The organism is Methylocystis parvus OBBP, from assembly GCF_027571405.1.
Classification (GTDB): domain Bacteria; phylum Pseudomonadota; class Alphaproteobacteria; order Rhizobiales; family Beijerinckiaceae; genus Methylocystis; species Methylocystis parva.
On record NZ_CP092970.1, the window covers coordinates 12,170 to 36,764 of the forward strand.

Annotated in this window: 20 protein-coding genes and 6 pseudogenes; 14 read left to right on the forward strand and 12 right to left on the reverse strand. The window is 59.8% G+C overall.

All coding sequences use genetic code 11. The annotated features are described in order from the left end of the window. The 6 genes from MMG94_RS20925 to mdlC all read left to right on the forward strand — a co-directional run bounded on the left by MMG94_RS20925 (position 1) and on the right by mdlC (position 6,306). Positions 1-804: a pirin family protein gene (locus tag MMG94_RS20925; RefSeq protein WP_244415416.1), complete on the forward strand. Its 804-nt coding sequence runs from the start codon at positions 1-3 to the stop codon at positions 802-804. A gap of 51 nt (positions 805-855) precedes the next feature. After that, on the forward strand, positions 856-1,431 hold the full coding sequence (locus tag MMG94_RS20930) for a tautomerase family protein (RefSeq protein WP_016920714.1): 576 nt from the start codon (positions 856-858) through the stop codon (positions 1,429-1,431). A gap of 166 nt (positions 1,432-1,597) precedes the next feature. Beyond that, positions 1,598-3,400 (forward strand): CocE/NonD family hydrolase, encoded by a 1,803-nt coding sequence (locus MMG94_RS20935; RefSeq protein ID WP_016920713.1) that lies wholly within the window; start codon positions 1,598-1,600, stop codon positions 3,398-3,400. A gap of 150 nt (positions 3,401-3,550) precedes the next feature. Beyond that, positions 3,551-3,826 carry a hypothetical protein gene (locus tag MMG94_RS20940; protein ID WP_016920712.1) on the forward strand — a complete coding sequence of 92 codons (276 nt, stop codon included), beginning with the start codon at positions 3,551-3,553 and terminating at the stop codon, positions 3,824-3,826. A gap of 68 nt (positions 3,827-3,894) precedes the next feature. Then, the gene (locus MMG94_RS20945) at positions 3,895-4,596 is read left to right on the forward strand and encodes a glutathione S-transferase family protein (RefSeq protein WP_016920711.1); all 702 of its coding nucleotides are present in this window, start codon (positions 3,895-3,897) and stop codon (positions 4,594-4,596) included. Between the two features lie 87 nt (positions 4,597-4,683). Beyond that, positions 4,684-6,306, forward strand: coding sequence for a benzoylformate decarboxylase (mdlC, locus tag MMG94_RS20950; RefSeq protein WP_016920710.1), 1,623 nt, complete (start codon positions 4,684-4,686; stop codon positions 6,304-6,306). A gap of 571 nt (positions 6,307-6,877) precedes the next feature. Here the strand turns inward: mdlC and MMG94_RS20955 are convergent. Continuing rightward, the gene (locus MMG94_RS20955) at positions 6,878-7,897 is read right to left on the reverse strand and encodes a DUF4331 family protein (RefSeq protein WP_026016372.1); all 1,020 of its coding nucleotides are present in this window, start codon (positions 7,895-7,897) and stop codon (positions 6,878-6,880) included. 324 nt (positions 7,898-8,221) lie between these two features. On the opposite strand from MMG94_RS20955, the pseudogene MMG94_RS20960 reads away from it, so the two are divergent. After that, positions 8,222-8,877 (forward strand): annotated as a pseudogene (locus tag MMG94_RS20960) (IS6 family transposase). Between the two features lie 138 nt (positions 8,878-9,015). Beyond that, positions 9,016-9,895, forward strand: a pseudogene (locus tag MMG94_RS20965) (IS110 family RNA-guided transposase). Positions 9,896-10,581: 686 nt separating this feature from the next. On the opposite strand, the gene MMG94_RS20970 reads toward MMG94_RS20965, so the two are convergent. Continuing rightward, positions 10,582-12,747 carry a putative bifunctional diguanylate cyclase/phosphodiesterase gene (locus MMG94_RS20970; protein WP_081495677.1) on the reverse strand — a complete coding sequence of 722 codons (2,166 nt, stop codon included), beginning with the start codon at positions 12,745-12,747 and terminating at the stop codon, positions 10,582-10,584. Between the two features lie 178 nt (positions 12,748-12,925). Here MMG94_RS20970 and MMG94_RS20975 point away from each other — a divergent pair, with 178 nt between their 5' ends. The 4 genes from MMG94_RS20975 to MMG94_RS20985 all read left to right on the forward strand — a co-directional run bounded on the left by MMG94_RS20975 (position 12,926) and on the right by MMG94_RS20985 (position 15,016). Beyond that, on the forward strand, positions 12,926-13,342 hold the full coding sequence (locus MMG94_RS20975) for a PRC-barrel domain-containing protein (RefSeq protein WP_051001134.1): 417 nt from the start codon (positions 12,926-12,928) through the stop codon (positions 13,340-13,342). A gap of 305 nt (positions 13,343-13,647) precedes the next feature. Continuing rightward, on the forward strand, positions 13,648-14,178 hold the full coding sequence (locus MMG94_RS20980) for a flavin reductase family protein (RefSeq protein WP_026016370.1): 531 nt from the start codon (positions 13,648-13,650) through the stop codon (positions 14,176-14,178). A 303-nt stretch (positions 14,179-14,481) separates the two neighbouring features. Further along, complete coding sequence (locus MMG94_RS22230) at positions 14,482-14,709, forward strand: hypothetical protein (RefSeq protein WP_425272291.1); 228 nt, start codon at positions 14,482-14,484, stop codon at positions 14,707-14,709. 64 nt (positions 14,710-14,773) lie between these two features. Further along, on the forward strand, positions 14,774-15,016 hold the full coding sequence (locus tag MMG94_RS20985) for a DUF2171 domain-containing protein (protein ID WP_026016369.1): 243 nt from the start codon (positions 14,774-14,776) through the stop codon (positions 15,014-15,016). A gap of 172 nt (positions 15,017-15,188) precedes the next feature. Here MMG94_RS20985 and MMG94_RS20990 read toward each other — a convergent pair. The 4 genes and pseudogenes from MMG94_RS20990 to MMG94_RS21005 all read right to left on the reverse strand — a co-directional run. After that, positions 15,189-15,320: pseudogene (locus MMG94_RS20990) on the reverse strand (IS6 family transposase); the annotation flags it as partial. A 95-nt stretch (positions 15,321-15,415) separates the two neighbouring features. After that, positions 15,416-15,692: pseudogene (locus MMG94_RS20995) on the reverse strand (DDE-type integrase/transposase/recombinase); the annotation flags it as partial. An 18-nt stretch (positions 15,693-15,710) separates the two neighbouring features. Continuing rightward, positions 15,711-18,794: an efflux RND transporter permease subunit gene (locus tag MMG94_RS21000; protein WP_016920698.1), complete on the reverse strand. Its 3,084-nt coding sequence runs from the start codon at positions 18,792-18,794 to the stop codon at positions 15,711-15,713. After that, positions 18,791-19,939, reverse strand: a complete 1,149-nt coding sequence (locus MMG94_RS21005) for an efflux RND transporter periplasmic adaptor subunit (RefSeq protein WP_016920697.1) — start codon at positions 19,937-19,939, stop codon at positions 18,791-18,793. Before MMG94_RS21005 ends, MMG94_RS21000 begins: the two co-directional genes overlap by 4 nt. Positions 19,940-20,124: 185 nt before the next feature. Here MMG94_RS21005 and MMG94_RS21010 point away from each other — a divergent pair. Both MMG94_RS21010 and MMG94_RS22235 read left to right on the forward strand, forming a co-directional pair. Then, positions 20,125-20,275 (forward strand): annotated as a pseudogene (locus MMG94_RS21010) (transposase); the annotation flags it as partial. A gap of 42 nt (positions 20,276-20,317) precedes the next feature. Continuing rightward, positions 20,318-20,577 (forward strand): annotated as a pseudogene (locus tag MMG94_RS22235) (IS701 family transposase); the annotation flags it as partial. Between the two features lie 175 nt (positions 20,578-20,752). Here MMG94_RS22235 and MMG94_RS21015 read toward each other — a convergent pair. From MMG94_RS21015 to MMG94_RS21040, 6 genes are all read right to left on the reverse strand, one after another. After that, a complete protein-coding gene (locus MMG94_RS21015; protein ID WP_016920696.1) occupies positions 20,753-21,316 on the reverse strand; it encodes a hypothetical protein in 564 nt (187 codons plus the stop codon). Positions 21,317-21,350: 34 nt separating this feature from the next. After that, complete coding sequence (locus tag MMG94_RS21020; RefSeq protein WP_016920695.1) at positions 21,351-21,848, reverse strand: DUF6790 family protein; 498 nt, start codon at positions 21,846-21,848, stop codon at positions 21,351-21,353. Between the two features lie 36 nt (positions 21,849-21,884). Beyond that, entirely contained in the window at positions 21,885-22,286 is a 402-nt protein-coding gene (locus tag MMG94_RS21025; protein WP_026016367.1) for a DUF1398 domain-containing protein, read from the reverse strand. A gap of 30 nt (positions 22,287-22,316) precedes the next feature. Next, complete coding sequence (locus MMG94_RS21030; RefSeq protein WP_016920693.1) at positions 22,317-22,769, reverse strand: MarR family winged helix-turn-helix transcriptional regulator; 453 nt, start codon at positions 22,767-22,769, stop codon at positions 22,317-22,319. 38 nt (positions 22,770-22,807) lie between these two features. After that, positions 22,808-23,083 carry a WGR domain-containing protein gene (locus MMG94_RS21035; protein ID WP_244415414.1) on the reverse strand — a complete coding sequence of 92 codons (276 nt, stop codon included), beginning with the start codon at positions 23,081-23,083 and terminating at the stop codon, positions 22,808-22,810. 370 nt (positions 23,084-23,453) lie between these two features. Continuing rightward, entirely contained in the window at positions 23,454-24,548 is a 1,095-nt protein-coding gene (locus tag MMG94_RS21040; protein WP_016920692.1) for a two-component system sensor histidine kinase NtrB, read from the reverse strand. Positions 24,549-24,595: the final 47 nt, after the last annotated feature.

Here is a 24,595-nt window from a genome sequence, read left to right on the forward strand (position 1 = left end):
ATGACTCGTTTTTTTGTACTTCGCGCCCATGAGCGCGGCCATGACGTCATCCGCTCCGATGGTGCGGCGTCGTCCTATGTGGCGGGACATCCCGGCGCTTTCATCAGCCGCGAGTCCAGCTTCAATTTCCATCAATATCAAGGTGGTCGCCCCGGCTTCGGCCCGATCCGTGTCTTCGGCGACGAGACCTTCCACGGAGCCGGCTGCGGTTACAACATGCATCCCCACCATAACTTCGTGATCTGCGCCTTCGTGCTCGAAGGCGAGCTGACCCACATCAACACCGCGGGTGAGGGGACGGTCGACCGGTTGCGGCAAGGCGATTATTACATCTTCTCGGCCGGCTCCGGCGGCAAGCATTGCGAGCTGAGCATCAGCCCCGAGGACATGAACGCGATCTATCTCTGGGTGCTGCCGAGCCAACTTTATCTACCGCCCGCCTATCATCGCGGCCATTTCGATCTGCGCACTCGCCGCAACCAAATCATACAGTTGGTTGGCGACGCCGACGGCGCTCTACCATTTCCGCAGGACCTGCGCGTGTCGCGTTTGGCGACAGATCGCGAGGGGACATTTACCTACACGCCGCGCTCGATTGAACATGGCGTCTATATCTTCGTCGTCGATGGAAATCTAACGTGCGGTGACGCTGTATTAGGTCGACGCGACAGCCTTGGCGTCGCAGGAGTGAAAATAGTCGAATTCGAAGCGGCCGACACGACAGACGTCCTCATCGTTGAAACTGCGATGATCCATGACGAGCGGGTTCGCGCCTGGGAAAAGGAACAGGCCGAGGTAGCGTGACGACCGCCTCCAGCCAATGACGCGCGCATTTCGCGACCAAGGAGCCAGACCATGCCCATCATGGATGTTCGATATGCCGCCGGCCGCCTCGACAAAGAGGCCAAGGCCGCGCTCGCAAAGAAACTTACCGATGTGTTGATTCAGATGGAGGGCGGCGCCAACACGCCCGGCGGCCGTGGCTTCGCATGGGTGTTCTTCACGGCCTTCGCTGAGGACGACTGGTGGATCGGCGGCAGCACTGGCGACGACTATGTTTCGCCTCCCGGGAAGTTCCTGGTCCATATCTCCATTCCAGAGGGCTATATGAACATCGACCACAAGAATGAGGTCCACGCCTGGGTCGCCGCCGCCATCACCGAGGTCGCTGGCGTGTCCGATCCGGGCCGTAGTATCCTCACGGTGATCGACGAGGTCACCGAAGGAAATTGGGGCAATGCCGGCCGTCCGATCAGCCTTGAAAGCATCGCCGAGACGGTCGGTCAATCGAAACAAGGCGCGCGCCTGAACTGGTCGCGCTCCTATTTCGAGGCCAAGGCCCGCGCTATGGCGACCGCGGGATATCCCACGGACGCCGGGGGTCTGTTTCCGTCGCTCACGCCGTCCGCGCGCGAGCTCAACACAGAATGATGAATCATGAACGCGCCCCTGTCCTGTAACGGCGATAGCGAGCCTGTTCGTCGTAGCGTCGTTTGAGTCGTCGGGACGTGGGTATTCGGGTGTATTGGGATGAGCGTCCCCCACCTATGGCTGTTCGCGACAAGCGCGCCGCCTGGGACAGAACAAGGCGGCGGAGATGAAAGCCAGGGAAGGCAAACATAGCTTCTGGGACAATCTCATCCCGCTGAAGGGCGGCCTCTTCGGGGACCAGCTCGCAGGTTGGAAGCCCGGGCCGCCCGCGAAGTCGAGGCTCGGCTGCCGCATTCTGCCGGACCAGATGATCGAGGTCGCCCCAGCAATAGCGCTTGCTGCGGACGTCTATGTGCCGAAGGTCGCGGGCCGCTATCCGGCCATCGTCTCGTTCGCCGCCTATTCGAAAGAGTTGCAGGCAGCCGGCGTGCCTGCGGGCAACAATGAGACGGGCAGCCCGCCTGTCTTCACTGACCGAGGTTATGTTCATGTCATCGTCACCCGGCGCGGCATGGGACGGTCCGGCGGCAAGGACGCCGTCTATCTCAACGACACCGACGTGGCCGACCACGCCAAGGTGATCCAATGGGCCGCGGCGCAGCCCTGGTGCGATGGCCAGGTCGTACTCTTCGGCACATCCTATTACGGGCTGACCCAGCCTCAGGTCGCCCGACTTCGTCCGCCTGCGCTGAAGGGCTTCTTCGCCAATGAGATGTGCACGGACTTCTTCCGCCACATCGCCATGTTCGGCGGCGCGCCGCAGCCGGATTTCTTTGCGCTGTGGATGGGCGCGAACTTTACGCCGTTCCAGTTCGCGCTACGCGTGCCGCCGCTCGTTCGCGCGCTGGCGAGCCACATCACCAATTCGCCTTTAAAGCGCCTGTGGTGGCCGCAGGTGAAGAAGCGGATGACGCGGATCATGAAGGCCTTCCAGCGACAGGTCCCGACGCGGCCGACGCGTGAGTTATTTGCTGAACTCATGCTCGACGGCAAGACGCGCGCCACCGCCTCGATGCCGCAGGGCCCGAGCGGCGCTCTCGCCGATATCGAGGTTCCCTTTGTCGTGGTGCAGAATCCCGGCTACCTAAACCTGCACCAGTTCGGCGCCTACGACCTGTTCGAGAATGCAGGGACGCCGCGCGATCAAAGATGGCTGATCATCGGCCCTGCGAGTTTCGATCTGCCGGTCTACCATTGGCAGTTGGAAGCGCTCGCCTTCTTCGATCATCTCCTTTACGGAGCCGACAACGGCTATGCCGCGCAGGCGCGGGTGCGATATTGGATTGAAGGCGCGGGCGCCTACGGGTCCGCGGCAGATTGGCCGCTTCCAGGGAGCACGCCGCTTCGGCTCTATTTGGCCTCCAGCGGCGCCGACTCCGTGACTCATCGGCTCACCAGCGAGCAGGGCGAAGACGGAATGAATCGATGGGCGGCGGTGCCCCTCGGCGCCATAGTATGCGCCGGCTTTGACGAGGTCGCTAACCAGCGCCTCACCTTCGAGATGGCCGTAGAGGAGGAGATGGAGCTCAGCGGCCCCGTGACCTTGAGCCTCTCCTTCAGTTCCAACGAGATCGATTCTTACGTGGTGGCCCGCACGGGCCGCCGCTCGACCGATGGCTCCTACCAGCTCCTGTCCATGGGCGCGATCCGCCCCGCCTGCCGCAGGATCGACGAGGCGCGCTCCACCGCCACTGAGATCGCTATCGACATCGACGCGCCCGAGCCGCTTACGCCGGGCGTGCCTGTGAGACTCCGTTTCAGCTTGACGCCGCAGCCTGTGGCTCTGAAGCCGGGCGAATGGTTTGTCCTCGATATCGCCAGCCGCACCGACCTCATGCGCAGCGACGTGAGCCACGGGCACGCGCAGTTCGACATGCAGGTCCCGCCCTATTATTCGCGCAACGCCCTGCATTACGGGCAGGACACTTATCTCGAGTTGAGACGCGCAGCCCCCAGCGCACCGCGATGAACCCCACGATAGAAGCGCCGTTGCTGCCGACGCGCCGCAAATCCTGTGCATGGCCTATGAAGGCGCACCGGTGCACCAGCGAGGGATTGCTGACAAAATTCAAACGTCGTAGCGTGCGACAGCCATTCACGTATTCAATACGGAGCGAACATGATCAAAGACGCCGCCTCCCGCCGCCAGGTGCTAACGCTGGCCGCCGCTGCATTACCGGCAACTCTTGCACTGCGATCCACGCCTGCAAACGCCTATCAAGGTAATATGGAGCGCGCGCTCGCCTCGCTTCAGGACGCGATGGCGTCTTTAGAGGCTGCAACGCCAAACAAGGGTGGACACCGCGAGCGCGCAATGCAAATCATCCAGCGCGCCATGAACCAAGTGCAGATGGGTATCGATTACGCGAACAGGCATGGCGGCGGCGGCTTATGAGAATGGGAGAAGCAACCGCCCGTTCCGTGTCTTTCGTGAGATTATAGCGTTTTTGTGCGGAACACGTCATGATCACGCTTTATTCCTACCCTCGCCTCTACGGCGTCGCGGACAACAACGGCTATGGTTTGAAGGTTTACGCCTTTTTGCGGCTTGCCGGCGTGTCCTTTCGTCACGAGCATGTCTTTGACGCGTCCTCAGCGCCGCGAGGCCAGCTCCCCTATATTGTCGAGGATGGAGAAACGTTCGGCGACAGTGAGGCGATCATCGATCATCTTGTCCAGAAACATGAGCTGACCATCGATCGTGCGCTGACCACAAGTCAGCGTTGCCAGGACCTGCTCGTCACGCGCATGCTCGACGACCTCTATTGGGTCATGTCGTATTCGCGATGGCAAGACGAGCGCTACTGGCCAGCGTTTCGCGATGCGTTACTCCGGGAGCATACAAGCCTCCAACCCGAAGACCTTCTCAAGGCGCGTGAATTCAATTTTCAGCGCTATTACTACCAGGGTATCGGCCGCTATCCGCCTGAGATGGCCTATGCGCGCGGGCTTGCCGACCTCGGAGCGCTCGCGAGTTTGATTCCAGCCGAAGGCTATGTGCACGGATTGAGGCCAACCAGCATCGACGCGGCCATCTATGGATTTATCGCCAACATTTATTTTTACGACATTGACACGCCGCTCAAGCGGTTTGTGGTTTCGCAGCCAAATATCGTCGAACATTGCCGCGCCATTCATGGCGCCGTGTCGCGCGACGGAGAATAAGAACGTAGCGGGTGAACGCCGTCGCAGACGGCGCCCGTGTAAGAGCCGCCGCATCGGCGATCGCCGTGGCCATTCTGAAGGCGCATCATGACGACCATCCGCGACCTGACCTACGATTTGCTCCGCCGTCACGGCGTTACCACCATCTTCGGCAATCCCGGCTCGAACGAGCTACCCTTCCTTCAGGATTTCCCTTCCGACTTTCGCTATATCCTCGCCCTGCATGAGGGGGCGGCCATCGGGATCGCCGACGGCTACGCCCAGGCCACGGGGCGCACCGCGCTTGTCAACCTCCACTCCGCGGCGGGCACAGGCAACGCCATGGGCGGCTTCGCCAACGCCTGGAACGCCCATTCGCCGCTGGTGGTGACCGCCGGCCAGCAGATCCGCGCCATGATCGGCATAGAGCCCCTGCTGACCAACATCGACGCCACCACGCTGCCGAAGCCGCTGGTGAAGTGGTCCCATGAGCCGGCGCGCGCCGAGGATGTGCCGCTCGCCATGAGCCGCGCCTTGCACATGGCCGCCCTGCCTGCGCCCGGGCCGGTCTACCTCTCCATTCCCTATGACGACTGGGCCAAGCCCGCCGAACCGGAATCACTGCGCCTGCTGGAGCGCACCGTCATTTCCGCTGGCGCTCTCGGCGCCGCCGCGACGGCCGCGCTCGCCCAACGTCTCGATCGCAGCGTCAAGCCAGTCATCGTCCTCGGGCCGGACGTCGACGCGGCGCGGGCGAACGCGCACGCGGTGCGCCTCGCCGAGCGGCTGAAGGCGCCGGTGTGGGTCGCCCCTTCAGCGCCGCGCTGCCCGTTCCCCACCACCCATCCGTGCTTCCGCGGCCTTCTGCCCGCCGGCATGGCCTCCGTTTCCCGGCTGCTGGAGGGCCACGATCTGGTGGTGGTCGCGGGCGCGCCGGTGTTCCGCTATCACCAATACGAACCCGGCCCCCTGCTGCCGCCCGGGGCCGAACTGATCCAGATCACCTGCGATCCCGACGAGGCCGCACGCGCTCCGATGGGCGACGCGGTCGTCGGCGACGTGGGTCTCATCCTCGCGGCGCTTGCCGACGTGGTGAGCGAGGCGGCGCGGGCGGCCCCGCCGCCGCGGGAAGCGCCCCCGCGCGCCGCGCCGTGCGCCGCCCCTCTCACCGCCGAGCGCGTTCTCGACCTCATCGACGAGCTCGCCCCGCGCGACGCCATCTATGTCAATGAATCCACCTCCACCATCGAGGCCATGTGGGAGCGCATGCGCTGGGAGCGGCCAGGGAGCTATTACTTCGGGGCGGCGGGAGGACTCGGCTTCGCCATGCCGGCCGCCGTGGGCGTCCAGCTCGCCGAGCCGGACCGGCAGGTGATCGCGGTCGTCGGCGACGGCTCAGCCAATTACAGCGTCACCGCCTTGTGGACGGCGGCGCAGCACGACGTGCCGGTGGTGTTCGTGATTATGCGTAACGGCGTCTACGGCGCCCTGCGGTGGTTCGCTGGCGTGCTGGAGGCGGAGCGCGTGCCCGGCCTCGATGTGCCGGGCATCGACTTTGTCGCCATCGCCGCGGGCTACGGGCTTGAGGCGGCGCGGGTCGAGACCGACGACGCCTTCGCCGCCGCCTTCACGCGCGCTCTCAAGGCCGGCCGGCCGTCCCTGATCGAGGTCGCTACCGCCTGGCGCACGCCCTTGTCCGGCGTCAGCGCCGATGAGACGAAAGCGGGTTGAAGAAAGAGGGGTTCCCGCTTGAAATCAAAGCCGGTGCGGTTCCCGTGTCCTTATCGGGCGGCGCGCAACCTCGCCTTTAAATCTCAACGGAAATTCAGCACCTTCCCTTGGGGGGTAATGGAGGTAGCGGACCTCCGCCACCACGCAGAAAAATCAAATTGTTAGTGAAAACAACCGAAGCGCGAGGGAGGAGACATCCGGTCCGGGGATTTCGAAGGAGAACTGACCGCGAAAAATACGATTCCCTTGCCAACCGAGAACTCCCCGGAGCTATGCTCAATCCTTCGAAATCGGCTGAAGCGGTTCCTACGCCTCGCAAACAGACCCTGGAAATTCCCTATAGCTCGCAGCGGCAACGGCGCCCTTCCCGACCCGCGGTTTCCTTCTTTGGAGGTTTTCAGACGCCGGCCCCGCCGCCAAGGGATGGCAGGCGTCCGTAAAGTCGGCATCCGAAAACCTTGGCACTAGCGGTCCTTCGACAAGGACCGCCTTGCGTTGGACTCTAAACCTGCCGCGGATTCTACCGAAAGCCAGCGCCACTTCTCGCTGTGAGGCATCGCCCGCGCTGGCTTCAGGCGCCGCCGCTCTTCGAATGAGGCGTCCCCATGTAAGGGAACTCGTCCAGAATGTCGGTGTGAGGCTTGAGCCCGGTAGGCGGGCATTGACTTTTTGTAAGGAACGCGATGCGGTAATCGATCACGTCGTCAGTGAAGAGCCGCCCGTTCGGATATTTTGCGGGCTTCGACGGATCGAAACTTAGCACATCAGGAAGCGTGCGCTCCTTGTCAATCGCGGCAATTGCTTCCTCGCGCGTGTAACTGCCGGTATGCCCCAGCAGATGCACGAACTGCTCGAGCCATCGCTCCCGGTCGCTCACGGGTTCGCTCGCGTTGTACGCTTCCTTTGTGTCATCGGTATTGAAGAAGCTGCTGACGCTCGGATGGCCTGCGCGATCAACGTGGATAAATTTTCCGTCGCGTCTTACGCTGCACCGTCCCCACATATGTATTTCGGGTTTGGGAGCGAGTTCGCTCGTTGGCAGCTCGATCACGATCGAGAACACGTTGGCTTCTGTGTTGGAATCCACGCCGGTCCATGGAGATCTTCCGCCGAGATGAGGTTCGGTGAAGTTTCGCTTTCCCCTCGTGTCGAAGAGATTCTTTATTCCGTCGAAGTCGAAAAAGAAGGCGTCGCTGCGACTGCCAGCAAAAAATGTGTAATGGTCCGACGTGATGATATTCGGCACGGGGCCAAAGGAGACCTCGGCCTCAGCAATTATCTTGGTGCCCAGCGCGTCGACCGAGCGGGCCTCCGAGCCTGTCGCCACGAAGACATTGACAGTCTGTCTGCCGTTCTGCGGAACCGAGAATACATAGCTGAATGCGATGTCCGTCAGATAATCACCGTCGTTGTCGATGTTGAGGCGGTAGATTGCGTCGGGGTGAAGTGCGTCGGCAGTTGGATTTGCATTGAGGATGATCACTGTCCTGTTTTTGTCGACGGGCGACTGGAATGCATACAGATCGCAGAGGTCGAGTCGTTGATCGCCGAGCGGCGGCCCAAGACTTAGTCCAGTGAAGTGATTTGACATTCGGATCTCCTCCATCAATCAAGATTTCAGTCGGCCCTTTCGAGGCTGACTTACAGTAGAAGCGCCTCTGTTGGACCATCTCCAAATCATGGCGCCGAGGGCAAAAGAACTTCAATTGCGCAGTTGGAAGGTCGCTTCTGTAGCCGGGGTCGGGCGCGTGGCGCCGAAGTCGAATGCTTCACCAACACGAATATCGCTTATTCGTTCCCGACAACATTGATGAAAAGGTGATGTCACATTAACCGGCGGGTAGGCTTCGGTGGGCCATTCAGGCGGCATGAACCGCTCGCCCGTCAGTTACAAGCGCACCGCTTTCCGCCGCAGATCATCGCCCACGCCGTCTGGCTCTATTTTTGGTTCCCGCTCAGCCTGCGCCTTGTCGAGGAAATGCTACTCGACCGCGGGATTGTTCTCTCGTATGAAACCATTCGCCGCTGGGCCATGAAATTCGGACTGGATTACGCCCGCCGCCTGTAGCGCAAGATGCCCGGCTGGCGCGACGTCTGGCATCTCGACGAGGTCGTCACCTTTATCAACGGCGAGACGCGCTATCTCTGGCGGGCCGTCGACCAGGACGGCTACGTGCTCGACGAAATCGTCCAAGTTCGCCGCAACGCTAAGGCCGCCCGGCGATTGCTGAAGCGCCTCTCCATAAGCAGGGATGCCGCCCCCGGCGCATGGTCACTGCCAAGCTCGGCTCCTATGCCGCAGCTCGGCGGAAGATCATGCCGGGCGTTGAGCATCGATCGCACAAGGGCTTGAACAACCGCGCGGAGAACTCCCATGTCCCGTTACGAAAACGCGAGAGAGCCATGCAGGTGTTCAGATCGTGGCGGCGGTTGCAGCATTTCGTCGAAGTCTTCTCCGCGCTCCGCAACCTGTTCGTTCCAGCCCGTCCCTCTCGCTACTCCGCCATTGCCATCCATCTGCATCGCCTCAGGGCGATCGCGGAGTGGAGGCCCGTGGCGTTACCCCGCTGAAATCGAGACCGATAAGCTTCGCTACGCCTTGAACGAGTTAATGTGATGGCGTGGACGGCGCCGCACCGGCATTCAGCTCTGAGAGAGCTGTGCCAAGATGGTTGTTGTCAAGCAATCCATCTGCAAGGAGCGCCGTCCATGGCCAAACCTAGCATCGATTTATCTTGTGTCACGACCGTTGGGCTCGATTTAGCCAAGCATGTGTTTCAAGTCCACGCCGTCGACGCTTCCGGAGAGGTAATCCTCGCGCGCGCTGCGAGACGAGGGCAGCTTTTGGCATTTTTCCAATCTCTTCCGCCCTGTCTCGTCGGCATGGAAGCTTGCGGTTCAGCGCATTATTGGGCGCGCCAGCTGACCGCGCTCGGCCATGATGCGCGGCTGATGCCGCCAGCCTATGTGAAGCCCTTTGTGCGCCGGCAGAAGAACGACGCGGCGGACGCGGCGGCGATCTGTGAGGCGGTGGCGCGGCCTTCGATGCGTTTTGTTGGGGTGCGCACGGAGGATAACCAGGCAGTGCTGATGCATCACAAGGCGCGCGAGATGCTTGTGGGTCAGCGCACGCAACTCATCAACGCCCTGCGCAAACATCTGGCCGAGATCGGCGTGATCACGGCGCAGAGGGGCATAAGGCTGCCCGGGAACTAGCCAGGCTGATTGAAGCCCGCGAAGAGACGATACCGCCCTGCGTCTGCGAGGCGTTGACCCCTTTGGCTGTTCAGCTACGCACGCTTGATGAGGCCATCGACACAATTGACCGGGCGTTGATGAAAAAGGCGAAAGCCGACGCGACTGCGCGGCGCCTGATGAGCATCCCAGGCGTCGGCCCGATCACGGCCCAACCGATAGCGGCAAGCGTCCAAGACGCCTCAAGCTTTGAAGGCCCGCGGCCAAAAAGCTCATGGAGACCAAGCCTTTCAAGCTCGTCGCGGTGGCCCTCGCCAACAAACTGGCGCGCATCCTTTTTGCAATCCTGCGCAGCGGGGCGAGTTATGCTGCGGAGGCGCAAAGGCTGGCGTAAACGAAGGTAATCCGCGGTTGGGCTAGCGATAAGCCCACGCAACGGAGTAGAGGGCGACAAAGAACTGATGCGAAGGCAAGCGAATTGATCTCAAATCCCGCGGCGATGTCTGCCCCGAAGAGCGCGCTAATGTGATCGGGGCAAGAGACCAGCGGACAACATCAGGGCCCGCGGGCGAAAGTTGCGCTACGAAAGGCCGAAGACATGACCGCGCGCACGAACCATCGGCGCGCCCGCTTTGGGGGGCGCGTCGCGGCTCGACGATGAGACCGGGACCTTTGAGTGCGCCGAGGGCGTTGCAGCTGGCTGCTGAATCGTGATGGTCGATGCGACGCGGCCGCCTCCCGATCGCACCCAATATTCGCAGCTACCTGCTGGGAGTTCTCGCCGATTACCCCCTTGGCAGCGGCGCCGCCTTTGGTTAACCACAGGCTAACCGGGTCAAGTGGGAGCACCAAATGGTGATGCGTTTCTTTGGTCCAAAGACAGGCTCTGCATGGAAATCTCGAAAGGCTCTCCGGCGTGAGCCCCGCAGTCCGCGCGAAAGGGGGCGGCCAAAGAGCGACCGTGCCGGTTGACACGAGAGAACCGGCAAACCGGCGCGGGGGCGTTACGCCACCCAAAAACAATAGATGAAACACTACGACGTTGATGCCAGACCTTCGAGAAACGCCCTGCATAGGAGGCTACGCTGCTGTCTCTTCGTTCTCAACGCTGTTAAGGCCTAGACATTCATGCGCTGGGCGGCCTGGCGCGAAGTAAAAGCCTTGACCATGATGGCAACCCGCGTCAATCAGATAGTCTAGATCTTCGCGCCGCTCGATCCCTTCCGCGATGACCTCAATGCCAAGGCTGGCGCCCATCGCGACGACCGCCCGCACAATCGCTTGTGATGTGGTTCGCGTGTCAATGGCGTGCACAAAGCGACGGTCGATCTTAATTTTGCTGAAGGGGAAGCTCTGCAAGTAATACAGCGACGAGTATCCCGTGCCAAAGTCATCGAGAGCTATGCCGACACCGAGACGTCGGAGGGCGTCGAGTGTCGCAAGCGTGGCCTCGGAGTTTTCCATCAGAAGCGTCTCGGTAATTTCAACGTCAAGTCGCGTCGCCGGCAGACTGGAGCGTTGCAGCGCCTGCATCACAAGCGCAAGGATATTCGCGCAGCGAAATTGCATTGGCGAGAAATTGACCGCGACCTTGACGTCATCGGGCCAGTTAACTGCGTCGCGGCAAGCCCTGTTTAACGCGACCTCGCCAATTGCGCCGATCAATCCAATTTCCTCAGCGAACTGAATAAACTCGCCCGGCATGACCAGGCCGCGCGATGGATGCATCCAGCGGACTAACGCCTCCATGCATTTGAGACGGCCCGTTCGCAAATCGACGATCGGCTGATAATGAACCTCCAATTCGTCATTCGCGAGCGCTAGACGAAGTTCCGCCTCCAGTTTTGCGCGCGCTCGGGACACGATATCTAATTCCGGCTCGAAAAACGAAAACATTCTTCGGCCTTTGCCTTTGGAGGCGTACAGCGCCAAATCGGCCTGACGCATCAAGGTCTCTGGGCAGCGAATTTCATTCGTTGCGACGGAGATCCCGACGCTTGCGCCGATTAACATGGTTTGTCCCTCGATCTCGAAAGGCTGTGATAGCGCTTCGAGAACGCGGGTAGCGAGGTCTGGTATCTCGTTGGGGTCATCTGCGGCCCGATGAAGGATGACAAACTCGTCGCCACCAAGTCGGGCGACTAGGTCACCCGCACTACTTGCTTCCACAAGCCGCTTGGCGGCTTCTTGCAATAATAGGTCCCCAACCGAATGCCCGAGGGTATCATTGACTTTCTTGAAAGAGTCGAGATCGACAAGCAGAATGGCAAGGCTGCAAGCGCCCCGCGCGGCGTGCGCCAGCTGTTCGTTCAGTTGCTCTTTAAAATAGGCGCGATTTGCAAGGCCGGTAAGTACATCGTGGCGCGCTAGAAAGGCGATGCGCGCCTCGGTCTTGTTGCGTTCGGTGGTATCGACAACTGCAACTAGGGTTGCTGCACATCCCTCGAAAGTGAAATCCTGCGAATAAGTCGTGACGTCGATCTGCGTGTGATCCGCGCAAACATGAACGGCGAGGGCGATTCGTCGATTTCCGTCCGCTACCGCATCAATATCCGAACGGTAGGATTCATCGACAAGGTGGTCGAAGCTCATGCGCAGGAGCCGCCCCCGGTCATAGCCGTAATGAGCTGCCGCGGCGTCATTGACGGCCATGATCGCATGCGAAGTTTTTTCGAAGACAAACATCGGAATTGGATTGCTTTCGAAGAGCAGCCGGAACGAAGCCTCGCGGTTTTTCATCTCTGTTACGTCAACGCGCATCCCTATCGAACATCCGTCGGCAAGTCGACGCTCGTCGATCAAGATCCAACGGCCGTTGGCGAGGCGCTGCTCGTGGCGCTTGCCAGGATTTGCGAGAATCTTCATTCGCTCCTCGATCCACGCCTCCTCGCGACCGAGCGCGTCGGGATAATCCCCACGTGCGACGCCGACTCGTAAAGTGTCAACCATGCGGACGCCTACTTCGAATAGGTCTGCACTGCGCTGATAGATCTCGGCATAAGCCCTGTTCCAGTGAATGTAGCGGCCATCTGGGTCGAGCAGCACGATTCCTTCTGGCAGTTCATCCATAGCAGCGCGAAGCCGGGCGCTCGTTTCATCGGACTTCACGCTCAAGGGACCGGTCGACGGCGTCTTTTCGACGTCTGCAAAAAAGAGACGCGCCAATCGCTTCTTGCCGCCCCTTATCAAATTTGCAAAACTACTTGCTGGCAATTTGGTGCGTCTTGATCTCGCTGCTGGCGCCATCACAATTGCTTCCCCGCTAAACTGTGGGCGCCAGCCTCGGGCGCAATCCTTAATCAGGTCCAAATATCCGAAACAACAGCCAGTCAAAAGGCTGCCGATTGTAAATCGATGGTTTATTTGATTAATTTCCGATCGCTCGTGCTCGCTTTCGCGGCATTCATAACGCTAAGCGGGCACGATGTCCCTTCTCCGCCAAAGCGCCTCACCGACCAGTCCGGCCGGACGCTTTAAAGTGAACCTGATCTCGAGCGAGCATATCGATAACGCGGCCGTTTTTGACCCGTGCGGCAAAGAAATCGGTCAAATCGACCATCTTATGATTGATATGGCTTCGGGCCGGCTCCTCTATGCGGTCGTCGACTTCTGCGGCTTTGTGTGCCTGCATCCGGGACACCATCCGATGCCGTGGAACGCGCTGAAAGTCGACAAAGGCCGTCGCGGATATGTGACGGACGCGAGTCAGGAGCTAGTCGAGAGCTCGCCGGGTTACTCCGACGAGAGCTGGATGGATCGGGAGTGGGAAACTCGCGTGCACCAACATTATCACGCGGAACCATACTTGCGCGAAGGCGGCGCGAAGGCCACCACGCAGTAATCGAAAGGCCTTCTGCGAAGAATGCAAAACGCCGCGCCACTACCTCCACGGTCGGGGCGTTGCTTAAGAGAAAGCACGCCTGGTGCTTGTGCCGCGACGACAGTCGTATGCCCGTCCCGCTCCAAGACACCGAGCGCTAGCTCTCAATGGAGGGCGGCGCGGAACTGCTGAAGCCGGCGCGCGAGGACTTCCTTCGCTGGCATTCGGTTTCCGGGCGTGTCAACGTGACCGGCAGGGCGGACGATGCGGGCGTGATAGAGGCTTTGGAAAGCCCGTTCACGGAATCTAAATGCGAAGGCTTCACCATGAGGGATTTGCGCCTGTCCGAGGTCTACCGGCTCATCGAGCCGGGGCCGGTCGTCCTTCTCACCACGGCGCACAAGGGCAGGCCGAATATCATGACCATGTCCTGGCACATGATGGTGGACTTCGAGCCGCCGCTAATCGCCTGCATCGTCAGTGGCCGAGACCACAGCTTCGCGGCGCTGCGCGCGACCAAGGAATGCGTGATCGCGATCCCTGCCGCCGAACTCGCGGAGAAGGTCGTCGCCATCGGAAACTGCTCTGGGCGGGAGGTCGACAAGTTCAAGGCCTTCGGCCTGACGCCGAAGGAAGCCGAACGGGTCTCGGCGCCGCTGATTGTCGAGTGCTTCGCCAACATCGAATGCAGGGTCGTCGATACCCGCCTTGTCAACAAATACGGCCTGTTCGTTCTGGAAGGCCTCAAGGCGTGGATCTACCCAGCAATGAAGGATGCGAAAACGATCCACCATCAAGGCTTCGGCAGGTTCGTTGTCGACGGCGAGAAGATTGAACTCAAGTCGACGATGCCGTGACAGCGGCTCCCGCCGCCTAGCGGGCCTCGTGGTGTCGTTGCCGAAGGCCCAGCCCATGAGGCTACCTACGTCACGGAGGTGGAGGAAAGCGGTCGCCAACTTCGCCCACGGAGCGTGAGGCAGCGTCACGCTGCGGGTGCTATTCGATGGCACTAGCAACCACTATCGCTGTGATGCAAGGCTGCATGAGCAGCCAATTGAAAGCGACGCGGATTGAATTGACGGATGAGGATCGAGCTCAAGGGTTTGGCGCGCTCGACCAGAACCGAGCATCGCACGCGTCTGAAGGCGCAAATCGTGCTCATGGCGGCCGAGGGCGCCGCTACCCGGGCGATTGGTCGCGCGCTCGGATGCGCGACTGGCACGGCGTCGAAATGGCGCGTTCGCTACCCGTCGCTTAAGACAGCGCAGGATCGTGTCGTCGCTCGTCGGCATGCCAATTCGCTTGATCGCGGCGCGGCTGGGCGGGCCGCAAAACCTTCCCCGTTTGGAGTTGATGGCTTAGCCGCAGCGCTATTGCCGCGCAGATAAGACACGCACGCACCGTGAAACAAGATGGTGTGACCGCGCGTTGAGCTACGCCGAGGAGGATCAAATGGATATGTCACGCGTGAAGGAACACATGGAAGTTATCGGAGCCGACGGCGTCCACGTCGGAACGGTGGATCGCATCGAAGACCGTCGCCTTAAGCTGTCGAAAACCGATCGTGGAGAGGACGGGAATAATGCGCGGCATCACTACATCGACATTGGACTGATCGCCGACGTCGAGGGCGATCGCGTGCGTCTTTCGGCGAATTCCGCGGTCGCGGTTACGTTCGAGGACGACGACGATTGACCAACTGCGTCCGGATCGTCTCTGAGCTGCATAAAGCGCAGCAGCCGTTTGAGAGCCCTGCTCGCAGTTTGTGATCGTCGGATAACAATCAGTCCATACCTCGCTTTCCCAACTCGGAGCGGGGGGCGTCTGATTTTGTCCTGGCAATCAATCTTGCAGGCGGCGTGCGATCGGCTTTGAACTTCATGGCCCAGCGGCGAATGGCTTCATACGAGAGAACAATCCCGCGGTCGAGTAGCATTTCCTCGACAAGGCGCAGGCTGAGCGGGAACCGAAAATAGAGCCAGACGGCGTGGGCGATGATCTGCGGCGGAAAGCGGTGCGCTTGTAACTGACGGGCGAGGGGTTCATGCCGCCTGAATGGCCCACCGAAGCCTACCCGCCGGTTAATGTGACATCACCCCTTCGGATCATGTGGATGAGCTCAACACCGGCGAGCGTCGCTGCGGCCGACCGAAAGATTTGAACCCCAGTGTTGGCCGCGCCACCCCTTGATCGCGCGGTGGTCCTCTTCGACGATGTTGTTTAGATACATCGTTCGCCGAATTTCGATAGCGGCCGCGTGCTCCGCGTTGTAGCCCTCGATCGCTGCGGTGTTGGCGCCGCTCTTATCGATCCTGATCTTCGTCGGTGTGCCGTTTTGACCAATCGCTCGGCGCAGGAACCGCAACGCCGCTTTGCGGCGACAGGACGCCTATGCGCCCCGCCCGAATTTTGATGACAGCCACGTACCAACTTGCTCCATATATAGATACGTCACTGGCGTCGTGAAAATGGTGAGGGCCTGAGAGACGATCAGCCCGCCGACAACCCCGATGCCCAAAGGCTGGCGTAACTCCGCGCCGGCGCCGAAACCTACCGCTAGCGGCAGCGTTACGAAGATCGCCGCCATCGTCGTCATAAGGATTGGGCGGAAGCGCAGAATAGCGGCCTCGTGAATTGCCTGTTGCGGCGACATGCTTTCGCGCCGGGTACGTTCAATCGCGAAATCGACCATCATGATCGCGTTTTTTTTGACAATGCCGATCAGCATCAACAGGCCAATGATCGCCATCATGGTGAGATCGAAGCCGAATAGGTTGAGGAAAAACAGTGCGCCGACCGCCGCCGATGGCAACGACAACAGAATAGTCACAGGATGTGCGAAGCTCTCGTACAGGACGCCGAGCACGATATAGACGACGAAGAGAGCTGCAGCGATGAGCAGCGGCTGCGTCGATAGCGAGCGCTGAAATTCCCGCGCCGTTCCCGAGAACGATCCCTGAAGTGAGGACGGGGCTCCGATCTCCGTCATTGCTGTTTCAGTTTCAGCCACCGCCTGACCGAGCGCGACGTCACTCGCTAAGTTGAAGGAGATGGTTACGGCCGGCACCTGATTTTCATGGTTGATCGCAATCGGCGCCGGCATCTGCTGCAGCGTCGCGAATTGCTGAACCGGAATAAGCTTCCCGTTGGCGCTGTTCACATAGATCCGGGAAATCGCAGACGCGCCTGTCTGGTACTGCCGCTCAACTTCAAGAATGACGCGATAGGTGTTGGTCGATCCGTAAAGTTGGGCGATAAACGGCTTGCCGAAACTGTCGTACAGTGTCTGTTGAATACCGGTGACATGGACTCCCAACCGCTCCGCTGCATCGCGGTCGACATTGATCATCAAACGCGAGCCGCCAGTTTGCTGGTCGCTCGCGACATCGAGGAGCCCATGAAGCGTGCGCATTTTAGCGAACACACGCGGAGCCCAGTCGTTGAGCTCCCGCAAATCAATATCTCGAAGCGTGTATTGATATTGCGTCGCAGTCAGGCGCGCGCCGATCCGAATGTTCTGGATGGACTGCAGAAACGTCATGACGCCAGGCACCTCGCTAAATTTGCCGCGAAGCCGTTGAATGATTGCATCGGCATTAGCCAAGCGCTCGGTAAAAGGCTTGAGCTGGATGAAGAAGCGCCCGGTATTCATTCCGGAACTGGCGCCGCCGCCAATGAAGGAGCCGAAAGATTCGACCGCTGGGTCTTGCGCGATGATCTCAGCAACTTTTTGCTGGCGCTGCGCCATGCCGTCGAAGGAAATATCCTCGTCGGCCTGGGTGACGCCGAAGACGATTCCAGTGTCTTCCTGCGGGAAGAAACCCTTCGGCAGGTGATAGAACAGCCAGCCCGAAGCGAAAATAAGCGCGATGTTGAGCGTCATGATCGAGGGCTGGTGGCGAAGCGTGAAGTCAAGGCCGCGCGTGTAAAAGGCGACGACACGGTCGAAGGCACGCTCGCTCAGATCATAGAGCCGCCCATGCCGCGCTTCTTCGGGATTAAGCAGGAGAAGCGACGCCATCATCGGCGAAAGCGTCAGCGCGATTAGAGCGGAAAGCGCGACAGCTGTCGACACCACGACGCCGAATTCGCGAAACAACCGGCCGACGATGCCGCTCATGAAGAGAATCGGAATAAAAACGGCGATGAGTGAAATCGTGATCGAAACGATGGTGAAGCCGATCTCCTGAGCGCCGTCGATCGCGGCGCTTTTGGCATCCTGGCCTCGCTCCAGATAGCGGAAGATGTTTTCCACCATGACGATCGCGTCGTCGACGACGAGGCCGACTGCCAGCGTCAAACCCATAAGCGAGAGATTGTCTAGCGTGTAACCGAGAACATACATTGCGGCGAATGTGCCGACGAGCGACAGCGGCACGGTGACGCTGGGGATCGCTGCTGCGCGGATATTTCTCAGGAATGCGAAAATAACAAGAATGACCAGCACGACCGCCGCTACGAGCGTCCACTTCACGTCGGCAAAACTTTCGCGGATCGAGACCGACCGGTCGCTGACGACGGAAAGTTCGATGCTCGCGGGCATGCCCTGCCTGAGCCGCGGCAAGGCAGCCTTAATCGCGTCGACAAGTTCTAGGGTATTCGCGCCTGGCTGGCGCCATATGCCGATCATCTCACCCCGCTCGAGTTTCACCCAGCCAGCCTGCAACGGGTCTTGAGGACCAACCACCACGTTCGCGACTTGATCGAGCCGTACCGGCGCGCCGTTTCGATATGCGACGATGACGCGGCCTATGTCTTTCGGATTGAACAGCTGCCCGTTGGTGCCGATTTGAAGCGCACGCTCGCTTCCCTGCAGTGCCCCGACCGGCAGTTGCGCGGTGTTGTTCGAAACCGCGCTCGCGACGGCGTCGAGACCGATCCCACGCCAGGCGAGCGCGGCGGGGTTCACTTTGATCGTTGGCGCAAAGGTCTGCTGACCAAAAATCAGCACCTGGCCCACACCCGACATGGTCGCAATTTGCTGCGCGATATTGAGGTCAGCATATTGGTCGACGGTTTCCAACGGCAGCGCCTTGGAGGTCAGGCCGAGAATGATCACTGGGCTATCCGCAGGATTGACCTTGCGATAGGTCGGCGGCGTCGGTAAATTTTTTGGTAGATTTCCCTGCGCCGCGCTGATGGCCGCTTGCACGTCGCTCGCCGCTCCATCAAGCTGCCGCGATAGGTCGAACTGCAATGTGACCTGCGTAAAACCGAGAATGCTAGTCGAAGAGATCTGATTGACGCCGGGCAAGGCCGCGAACTGACGCTCGAGAGGCTGGGCGACCGAAGCCGCCATTGTCTCTGGGTCAGCGCCCGGCAGATTTGCGGTGACGACAATGGTCGGAAACTCGATTTCCGGCATTGCTGCGACGGGCAAGAGGAAATAGGCCGTGACGCCCCCCACAAGAAGGGCGAGCATGAGAAGAAAGGTTGCTATGGGACGCAGGATAAAGAGCGTCGAGATGTTCATCGGCCCGCCTCACGCTTATCCGTGGCGGACGCGGGCGCTTCGTCCTTCACCGTTACACGCATGCCTGGCGCAAGCTGGGAATAGCCGGAGGTGACAACTTTTTCGGCCGGGCGCAAGCCCGAGCCGATCAGCGCAGTGTCATGTTCCGTCTGCAACACAGTGATCGGCCGCATCTCGACAACGCTATCCTGCTTTATAACATAGGCGTAGTTGCCGTTTGGCCCGGACTGCACCGCAATACTCGGCGCGATGACTCCATTCTTCACAGTCTCGACGATGAGATGCGCGTTGACGAATTGGCCCGGCCATAGGCTCCCGTCGGCATTGGCGAACTGCGCCTTGAGTTTCACCGTGCCGGTCGTCTGGTCGATCTGATTGTCGATGAGTTTGAGAACGCCGCGCGCAATTTCGCGTTGGTCGGCTTGGTCGAAAGCGAGAACGGTCAGCATTCCGCCAGCCATCGACGTTCGCACGCGCAACGATTCGGCTTCCGGCAGCGTAAAGACGATGTAAATCGGCTTGATCTGAGTGACGACGACCAGCGTCTGACTATTCGCCTGCACCAAATTGCCGATGTCCACCTGCTTGAGGCCGGTGACCCCATCGATCGGCGACTTCACGGAACAATAGTCGAGATTGAGCTGGGCCGCCTCGACCGCCGCATTGTCCAGCTGGATCGTGGCTTCGCTCGCAGCGACAGTCGATTGCTGCTGAGTGAACTGCTGTCGGGTGACGTAATTCCCGCTTTGCAATTTGGCGTAACGCGCGAGATCCTGCCGGGCGCTCAAGAGCGTCGCCTGATCACGGGCGAGCGAAGCCTTGGCCTGATCATACACGGCCTGAAAAGGGCGAGGGTCGATCTCAACAAGAGTGTTGCCCTGCCTGACCTCTTGCCCCTCATTGAAGTTGATTCGAACAATGTTGCCAACCACGCGGCTTTGCGCGGCGACCGTATTAAAAGCAGTGACCGTGCCGAGGCCGCGCAGAAAGATGGGCACATCCGCGGTCGTGGTTGAGGCGGCGGTAACAGTGATTGGTGGAGGCACGCTGCTCGCCAGCTTGGCGCTCTCGCGCGGCCAGACCCAGTAAGCGCCAAGTGCGGCCAGAACAGCGGCAAAGAACGCGATAATCTTCCACGCTCGCATGTCGGCTCCAACCGAAGCTTGGTTTGTTCAATCAAATAGGGCGGATTGAGCGTGCGCTGAATTGCTAACAACGTGATTTCGTTACAGAGGCCTAGGCTCACGACCTATTATTTTTGGCTGAGGCGTGATTCAGGTCTCTGGATAAGCACGCTTGACGGGTGATTTGTTTGCTTAGCGAAGCGCAGATGGCGCGGATTTCCCCTTCTTTTTCGCTGTCGCATGGCGTGCCGCGAATGGACAACCGGCGCGTCGTCAGCGGGATCGTCATATGTCATAAAGCATGGCTTGCACTGGAAAGACGCCCCCAAGGAGTATGGGCCGCCCAAGACGCTCTACACGTCCCGGAACAGCCCGCCGTCTCCGCAGAAGCGGCGTCTCTTCGCGGCGCGCCGTATCCCCGTTGCAAATGGGCATAAGAACCGCATGCGCGACAATCGCGTGCAGCGCATGCCGGACGAGGAGGTCTGGCTCGTCGGCGAACGCCGATCGACCGGCGAGCAAAAATGCTATCTGTCCAACTTGCCAGCCGATGCGGACCTCAAAAGCTCGCCGCCACGATCAAGGCGAGATTGGTCTGCAAACAGCCGTATCAGCAGCTCAAGGACGAACTCAGCCTCGATCACTTCGAAGGTCCTTCGTGACGGGGTCAGCAAAGAATCGGGTCTTCCTCACTTTCTCTTGCTCGCTTGAGCAATCCGCGCGGCAAACGATAACTTGGCTGTGTGGAAAGAAAATCGGTTTGGTCCCTAGGAAAGGCCGTAAGGATTGTGGACGCGGGGCGGCTCGATGGCCAATGGCTGATTTCCGCGATTGCTATCGGGTCTGGTGTCTGTCCAGACTGTGGGGCACCATCGACACGCCGGCATGGCTAGCTTGAGCGTCATTTACAAGATTTGCCGGCGCAAGGCGCATCTGTAACCGCTGCTCGCCTCCCTCAGCCGTGCCGGCCTGATCCTTGCCCGCCGGACAGAACGGGATAAAGGCGCTTCCATTCCACCGGATACTGCCCTGACTTCCGCCATGGGCGTACATGGTGATCGTGGGAACGGGGCTGGTATTGACCCGCACGCGCGCGCCCAGCCTCTCATGCGACAGCTTCAGGAGCGGCCCCCGCCGCACATAGATGTTGACTGTACAGACTTGCATCCCGCAGAAGCCGCTACGCGCCCCGCCCGGGCATTTGATGCCGTCATGGCTAATGATTAGATCCGCCTTGCCGTCCCCGGTGAGATCACGCTCCATGACCGCGTCGGGATCGATCTGCCCTTTTTTGCCGTCGCACGCCCCCGCGATTTCTTCGGCGACGAGGTAGTCAGCGGCCTTCGAGCCCGCCGAAGCTGCGCTGGCAAGGATCGCAGCGCAAATCGCGATACGCATTAAGAACTCTCCAAGTGAATTTTCTAATCGCATTCTATCTTCCGACTGAGCTCGCCCTACGCGCGGCAATGAGTAAGCCAATGGCAAGCAAGGGGGCGATGATGTCCATGTAGAATGGTACACCCGCGTTTCCAGACGTGAAGTTGCCTGTGGTCAGCATCTGGCGAACATGCCCTATTGCATCGCCAAGCAGGAAAATCGAGGCAGCACAGACAGCCGCCGCCCTGAAGTCCCATGTGCGCCAGAAGGCCACGCAGGCCGTGACGCCAATGGCAAGATCGGCCATTCCGACTTCATACTGAAGCGGGCTGTCCTCCCATCCAATATAAGCGGCAGCGACGCTCGGATAAAAAATGTGCGCGATTCCAGCCCAGAGGCCAGTCACGCCGATAGGCAGGAGCAGAATCCAACCCAAAAAGCGGCTTGCAACATCACTCCTGCGTGGCAGTCCTGCCGCGCCGAGCAAAAGAGCGGAAACCAGCAGGGCCGCTGGCAAGTTGCGGATGAAAAACGCAATCGATCCCGCGATCATGTATGTAGCCTCGCTACCCTATTGCAGAACCTAGTCCTATTGGGGAAAGTGTTCGACGTGCGTTTCTCCTGTCCGGCCAAAGTACACGGCCCGCCGCCCGCTGAATGAAACGATGTAGCCTGCGCAACCAGCCGCCATCACCTTCCCGCAAAAGCCTGCGTAGGTGTATCCGGGTACAAGCTGCTGCGCTTCGCGGATCGCGCTCTGGACGGCGCCTGTGTCGAAAGTCGAGGCGACCGGTGCAAGAGGCTGATGTGTCGGCAATTCGATGCTATCGCCATCCGGACGGTAGTAGACGGCACAAGCGCGCCGGAAGTCGATGGCGTAGCTTTCAAAATCCTCCTCCATCAGTGTTCCTACGATCTGCGGAAACGTCATTGAATTATCCTCCGCTCCGCGCAGGCATTTTTCAGCAATATTTTTCAGGCGACTATCCATCCTATTTTCCTTTCTGGAATTGAGATGCTCTTATTCGGTCGCGATGGCGGTGATGCCGAACCGTGCGACTGCATCTCTCAAAATGCGCTCCAGTGCTTTGCGGTCGTCATCCGGCATATGCGCGAAGCACTCCGACTCATTCTGATCGGCAAGGGCGGCAAGTTCGGGGACAAAGCCCTCCCCCTTAGCGGTCAATTCGAGCGTTTGCGCCCGACCGTCGCTGGTATTCGCCTGTCTCGCGATCAGCCCCTTAGCGATGAGGCGGTCTGCCAACTTAGTGACGGCGCCACGCGTCAGCCCCATGTGTTCCGCCAAGCGGCTCGGTGAGGTTGGCTGCTCGCCGTAGAGGACGCGCATTAACGCCCACTCCGCAACCGTCACGTCCTTTGCGGCCAGTTTGCGGGCGAAGGCATGGGAGACGTGGTTGGAGACTTGGCGGAGCCAATAGCCGAGATGGGCGGTCAGATCGGGAACGTCAGACAACACGAAAATCCTTTGTTAACTAGGAAACTATCCGAATTTTATTTCCTAGGCAACAAAATAAAATCCGGTGCCTCAAAGAGGTGACGCCAGGGGCGATCCCTTCCGTCACACGCTGGAATACCCCCGGCGCTCGCGCCGCTGGCGGGCAAGGGCGGCAAGGGCCTCGGCTCGGTGTCAAAGGGGATGGTTCGCACCTGTCCGGCGCTGCCGATGCGTTCCCCTTCGCGGATAAAGCGCCGTTGCCCGAATAGATCGCGCTGCACATCAAGGCGGTAGAAGCGGCGCATGTTACGCGTATCGTCCATGCGGCGCATGGGGTCATGCCTTCCGTAAGCCCGTCTAGTGCGGTGAGCATCAAACGCCCGTGCGGCGTCGTCATCTCGCCCACGCGTCGCCAAGTATCCGGAACGTGCCGGTCAGCAATGAACGCGATGCATTCAGCAGATCGAGGGCGGATCGGGCCAGACGGTCGCTTCGCTCGCGCCGACGCGCTCGCCTCGCTGCCGCTTGAGGATATAATTCCATGCTGGCGCATGATCTGCCCTTTCTTGCCGTCCTACGCCCCCCTTCGAGCCAGCCGAAACAGCGTTCGGGAGGACGGCAAAAATCACAGCACAAATGGCAATTCGCATGAAAAAACCTGCAAGCGAAGGTTTCGATCGTAATTAGCTCTGGCTTGAAGCATTAAGGCTCAGCCAGCGGCAATACGAAACTGAATATGGCGCCGCCCTCGGGATTTGAGACGGCCGTCAATTGTCCGCGGTGCTCTTTGATAATCGATCGCGAAATTGAAAGACCGACGCCCAGGCCATGCGGCTTGGTGCTCGCGAAGGGTTCGAATAGCTTTTCGCGGAGGAATTCTGGCAAACCCAGTCCTGTGTCAATTACGTCGGTTCTTATTTTGTCACCTTCTACCACCTGAGTGGAGACTATCAATTCGCGTTTCTCGGAGTCATGCATGGCCTCGATGGCGTTGCGTTTTAGATTGACGACGACTTGCTGAATCTGAATTGCGTTGATCTGCACAAGGTCACTTTCCGCATCGAGGCGCACGGTCGTGTTGACGTCGTATTCCTTCGCAGCCGAGTCGGTAAATTCGCACGCGGTCCGGACGACTTCGTTCAAATGCTGGAGGGATTTTTCCGTTTCGCCGCGCGAAATGAACTGGCGGAGGTTGTCCATTATCTGCGAGGCGCGAAAGACTTGTTCGGTCGCGTTGTCGAGCGCCTGACAGACTTCCTTTTTGTTGAAGAAATCCTGCTTGTCGAGAATTCTGCGCGCGGCACTCTGGTAGGCGGCGGCCGCGGCCAGGGGCTGTTTGAGTTCGTGCGCCAGACCGACTGTCATATTTTCGATGAGGTTCAGGCGATTTGCCTGGAGCTCCTGCATGCGGGCCTCAAACAATCGACGCTCGCTCAGATCGTGGACAAAGCCAACATAAATGCGATCGCCGTTGTTTCGGACGGCGGCGATGCCGAGCTCCATGGGAAAAGCCGTTCCATCCTTGCGCTGTCCTTCGACCTGCCGCCCGCTGCCTATTATTTTCTCGATGGCGCTCTCCAGATAGTCGCGGACGAAATTGTCATGCTGGCTTCTGTACGGCTCCGGCATGAGCATTTTGACATTCTTGCCGATGACTTCTTCGGGCGTGTAGCCAAAAAGCCTGGTTGCCGCGGGGTTGATCGACAACACGCAGCCGCTCTCATCGATGGAGACGATGCCATCCAGCGCACCGTTGACGACCGCGGCAAGGAATGTCGCATCGCGATCGATTGCCATAGACGTCACCCTTGTTGGGGCACCCTTGGGAGTCGGCTTGCGCTCGC

Excerpts from the sequence above, each read along its gene's own strand:
- MMG94_RS20925 (WP_244415416.1), top strand. The coding sequence starts at position 1 with ATGACTCGTTTTTTTGTACTTCGCGCCCATGAGCGCGGCCATGACGTC.
- MMG94_RS20930 (WP_016920714.1), top strand. The coding sequence starts at position 856 with ATGCCCATCATGGATGTTCGATATGCCGCCGGCCGCCTCGACAAAGAG.
- MMG94_RS20935 (WP_016920713.1), top strand. The coding sequence starts at position 1,598 with ATGAAAGCCAGGGAAGGCAAACATAGCTTCTGGGACAATCTCATCCCG.
- MMG94_RS20940 (WP_016920712.1), top strand. The coding sequence starts at position 3,551 with ATGATCAAAGACGCCGCCTCCCGCCGCCAGGTGCTAACGCTGGCCGCC.
- MMG94_RS20945 (WP_016920711.1), top strand. The coding sequence starts at position 3,895 with ATGATCACGCTTTATTCCTACCCTCGCCTCTACGGCGTCGCGGACAAC.
- mdlC (WP_016920710.1), top strand. The coding sequence starts at position 4,684 with ATGACGACCATCCGCGACCTGACCTACGATTTGCTCCGCCGTCACGGC.
- MMG94_RS20955 (WP_026016372.1), bottom strand. The coding sequence starts at position 7,897 with ATGTCAAATCACTTCACTGGACTAAGTCTTGGGCCGCCGCTCGGCGAT.
- MMG94_RS20970 (WP_081495677.1), bottom strand. The coding sequence starts at position 12,747 with ATGGCGCCAGCAGCGAGATCAAGACGCACCAAATTGCCAGCAAGTAGT.
- MMG94_RS20975 (WP_051001134.1), top strand. The coding sequence starts at position 12,926 with ATGTCCCTTCTCCGCCAAAGCGCCTCACCGACCAGTCCGGCCGGACGC.
- MMG94_RS20980 (WP_026016370.1), top strand. The coding sequence starts at position 13,648 with ATGAGGGATTTGCGCCTGTCCGAGGTCTACCGGCTCATCGAGCCGGGG.
- MMG94_RS22230 (WP_425272291.1), top strand. The coding sequence starts at position 14,482 with ATGGCGGCCGAGGGCGCCGCTACCCGGGCGATTGGTCGCGCGCTCGGA.
- MMG94_RS20985 (WP_026016369.1), top strand. The coding sequence starts at position 14,774 with ATGGATATGTCACGCGTGAAGGAACACATGGAAGTTATCGGAGCCGAC.
- MMG94_RS21000 (WP_016920698.1), bottom strand. The coding sequence starts at position 18,794 with ATGAACATCTCGACGCTCTTTATCCTGCGTCCCATAGCAACCTTTCTT.
- MMG94_RS21005 (WP_016920697.1), bottom strand. The coding sequence starts at position 19,939 with ATGCGAGCGTGGAAGATTATCGCGTTCTTTGCCGCTGTTCTGGCCGCA.
- MMG94_RS21015 (WP_016920696.1), bottom strand. The coding sequence starts at position 21,316 with ATGCGTATCGCGATTTGCGCTGCGATCCTTGCCAGCGCAGCTTCGGCG.
- MMG94_RS21020 (WP_016920695.1), bottom strand. The coding sequence starts at position 21,848 with ATGATCGCGGGATCGATTGCGTTTTTCATCCGCAACTTGCCAGCGGCC.
- MMG94_RS21025 (WP_026016367.1), bottom strand. The coding sequence starts at position 22,286 with ATGGATAGTCGCCTGAAAAATATTGCTGAAAAATGCCTGCGCGGAGCG.
- MMG94_RS21035 (WP_244415414.1), bottom strand. The coding sequence starts at position 23,083 with ATGCGCCGCATGGACGATACGCGTAACATGCGCCGCTTCTACCGCCTT.
- MMG94_RS21040 (WP_016920692.1), bottom strand. The coding sequence starts at position 24,548 with ATGGCAATCGATCGCGATGCGACATTCCTTGCCGCGGTCGTCAACGGT.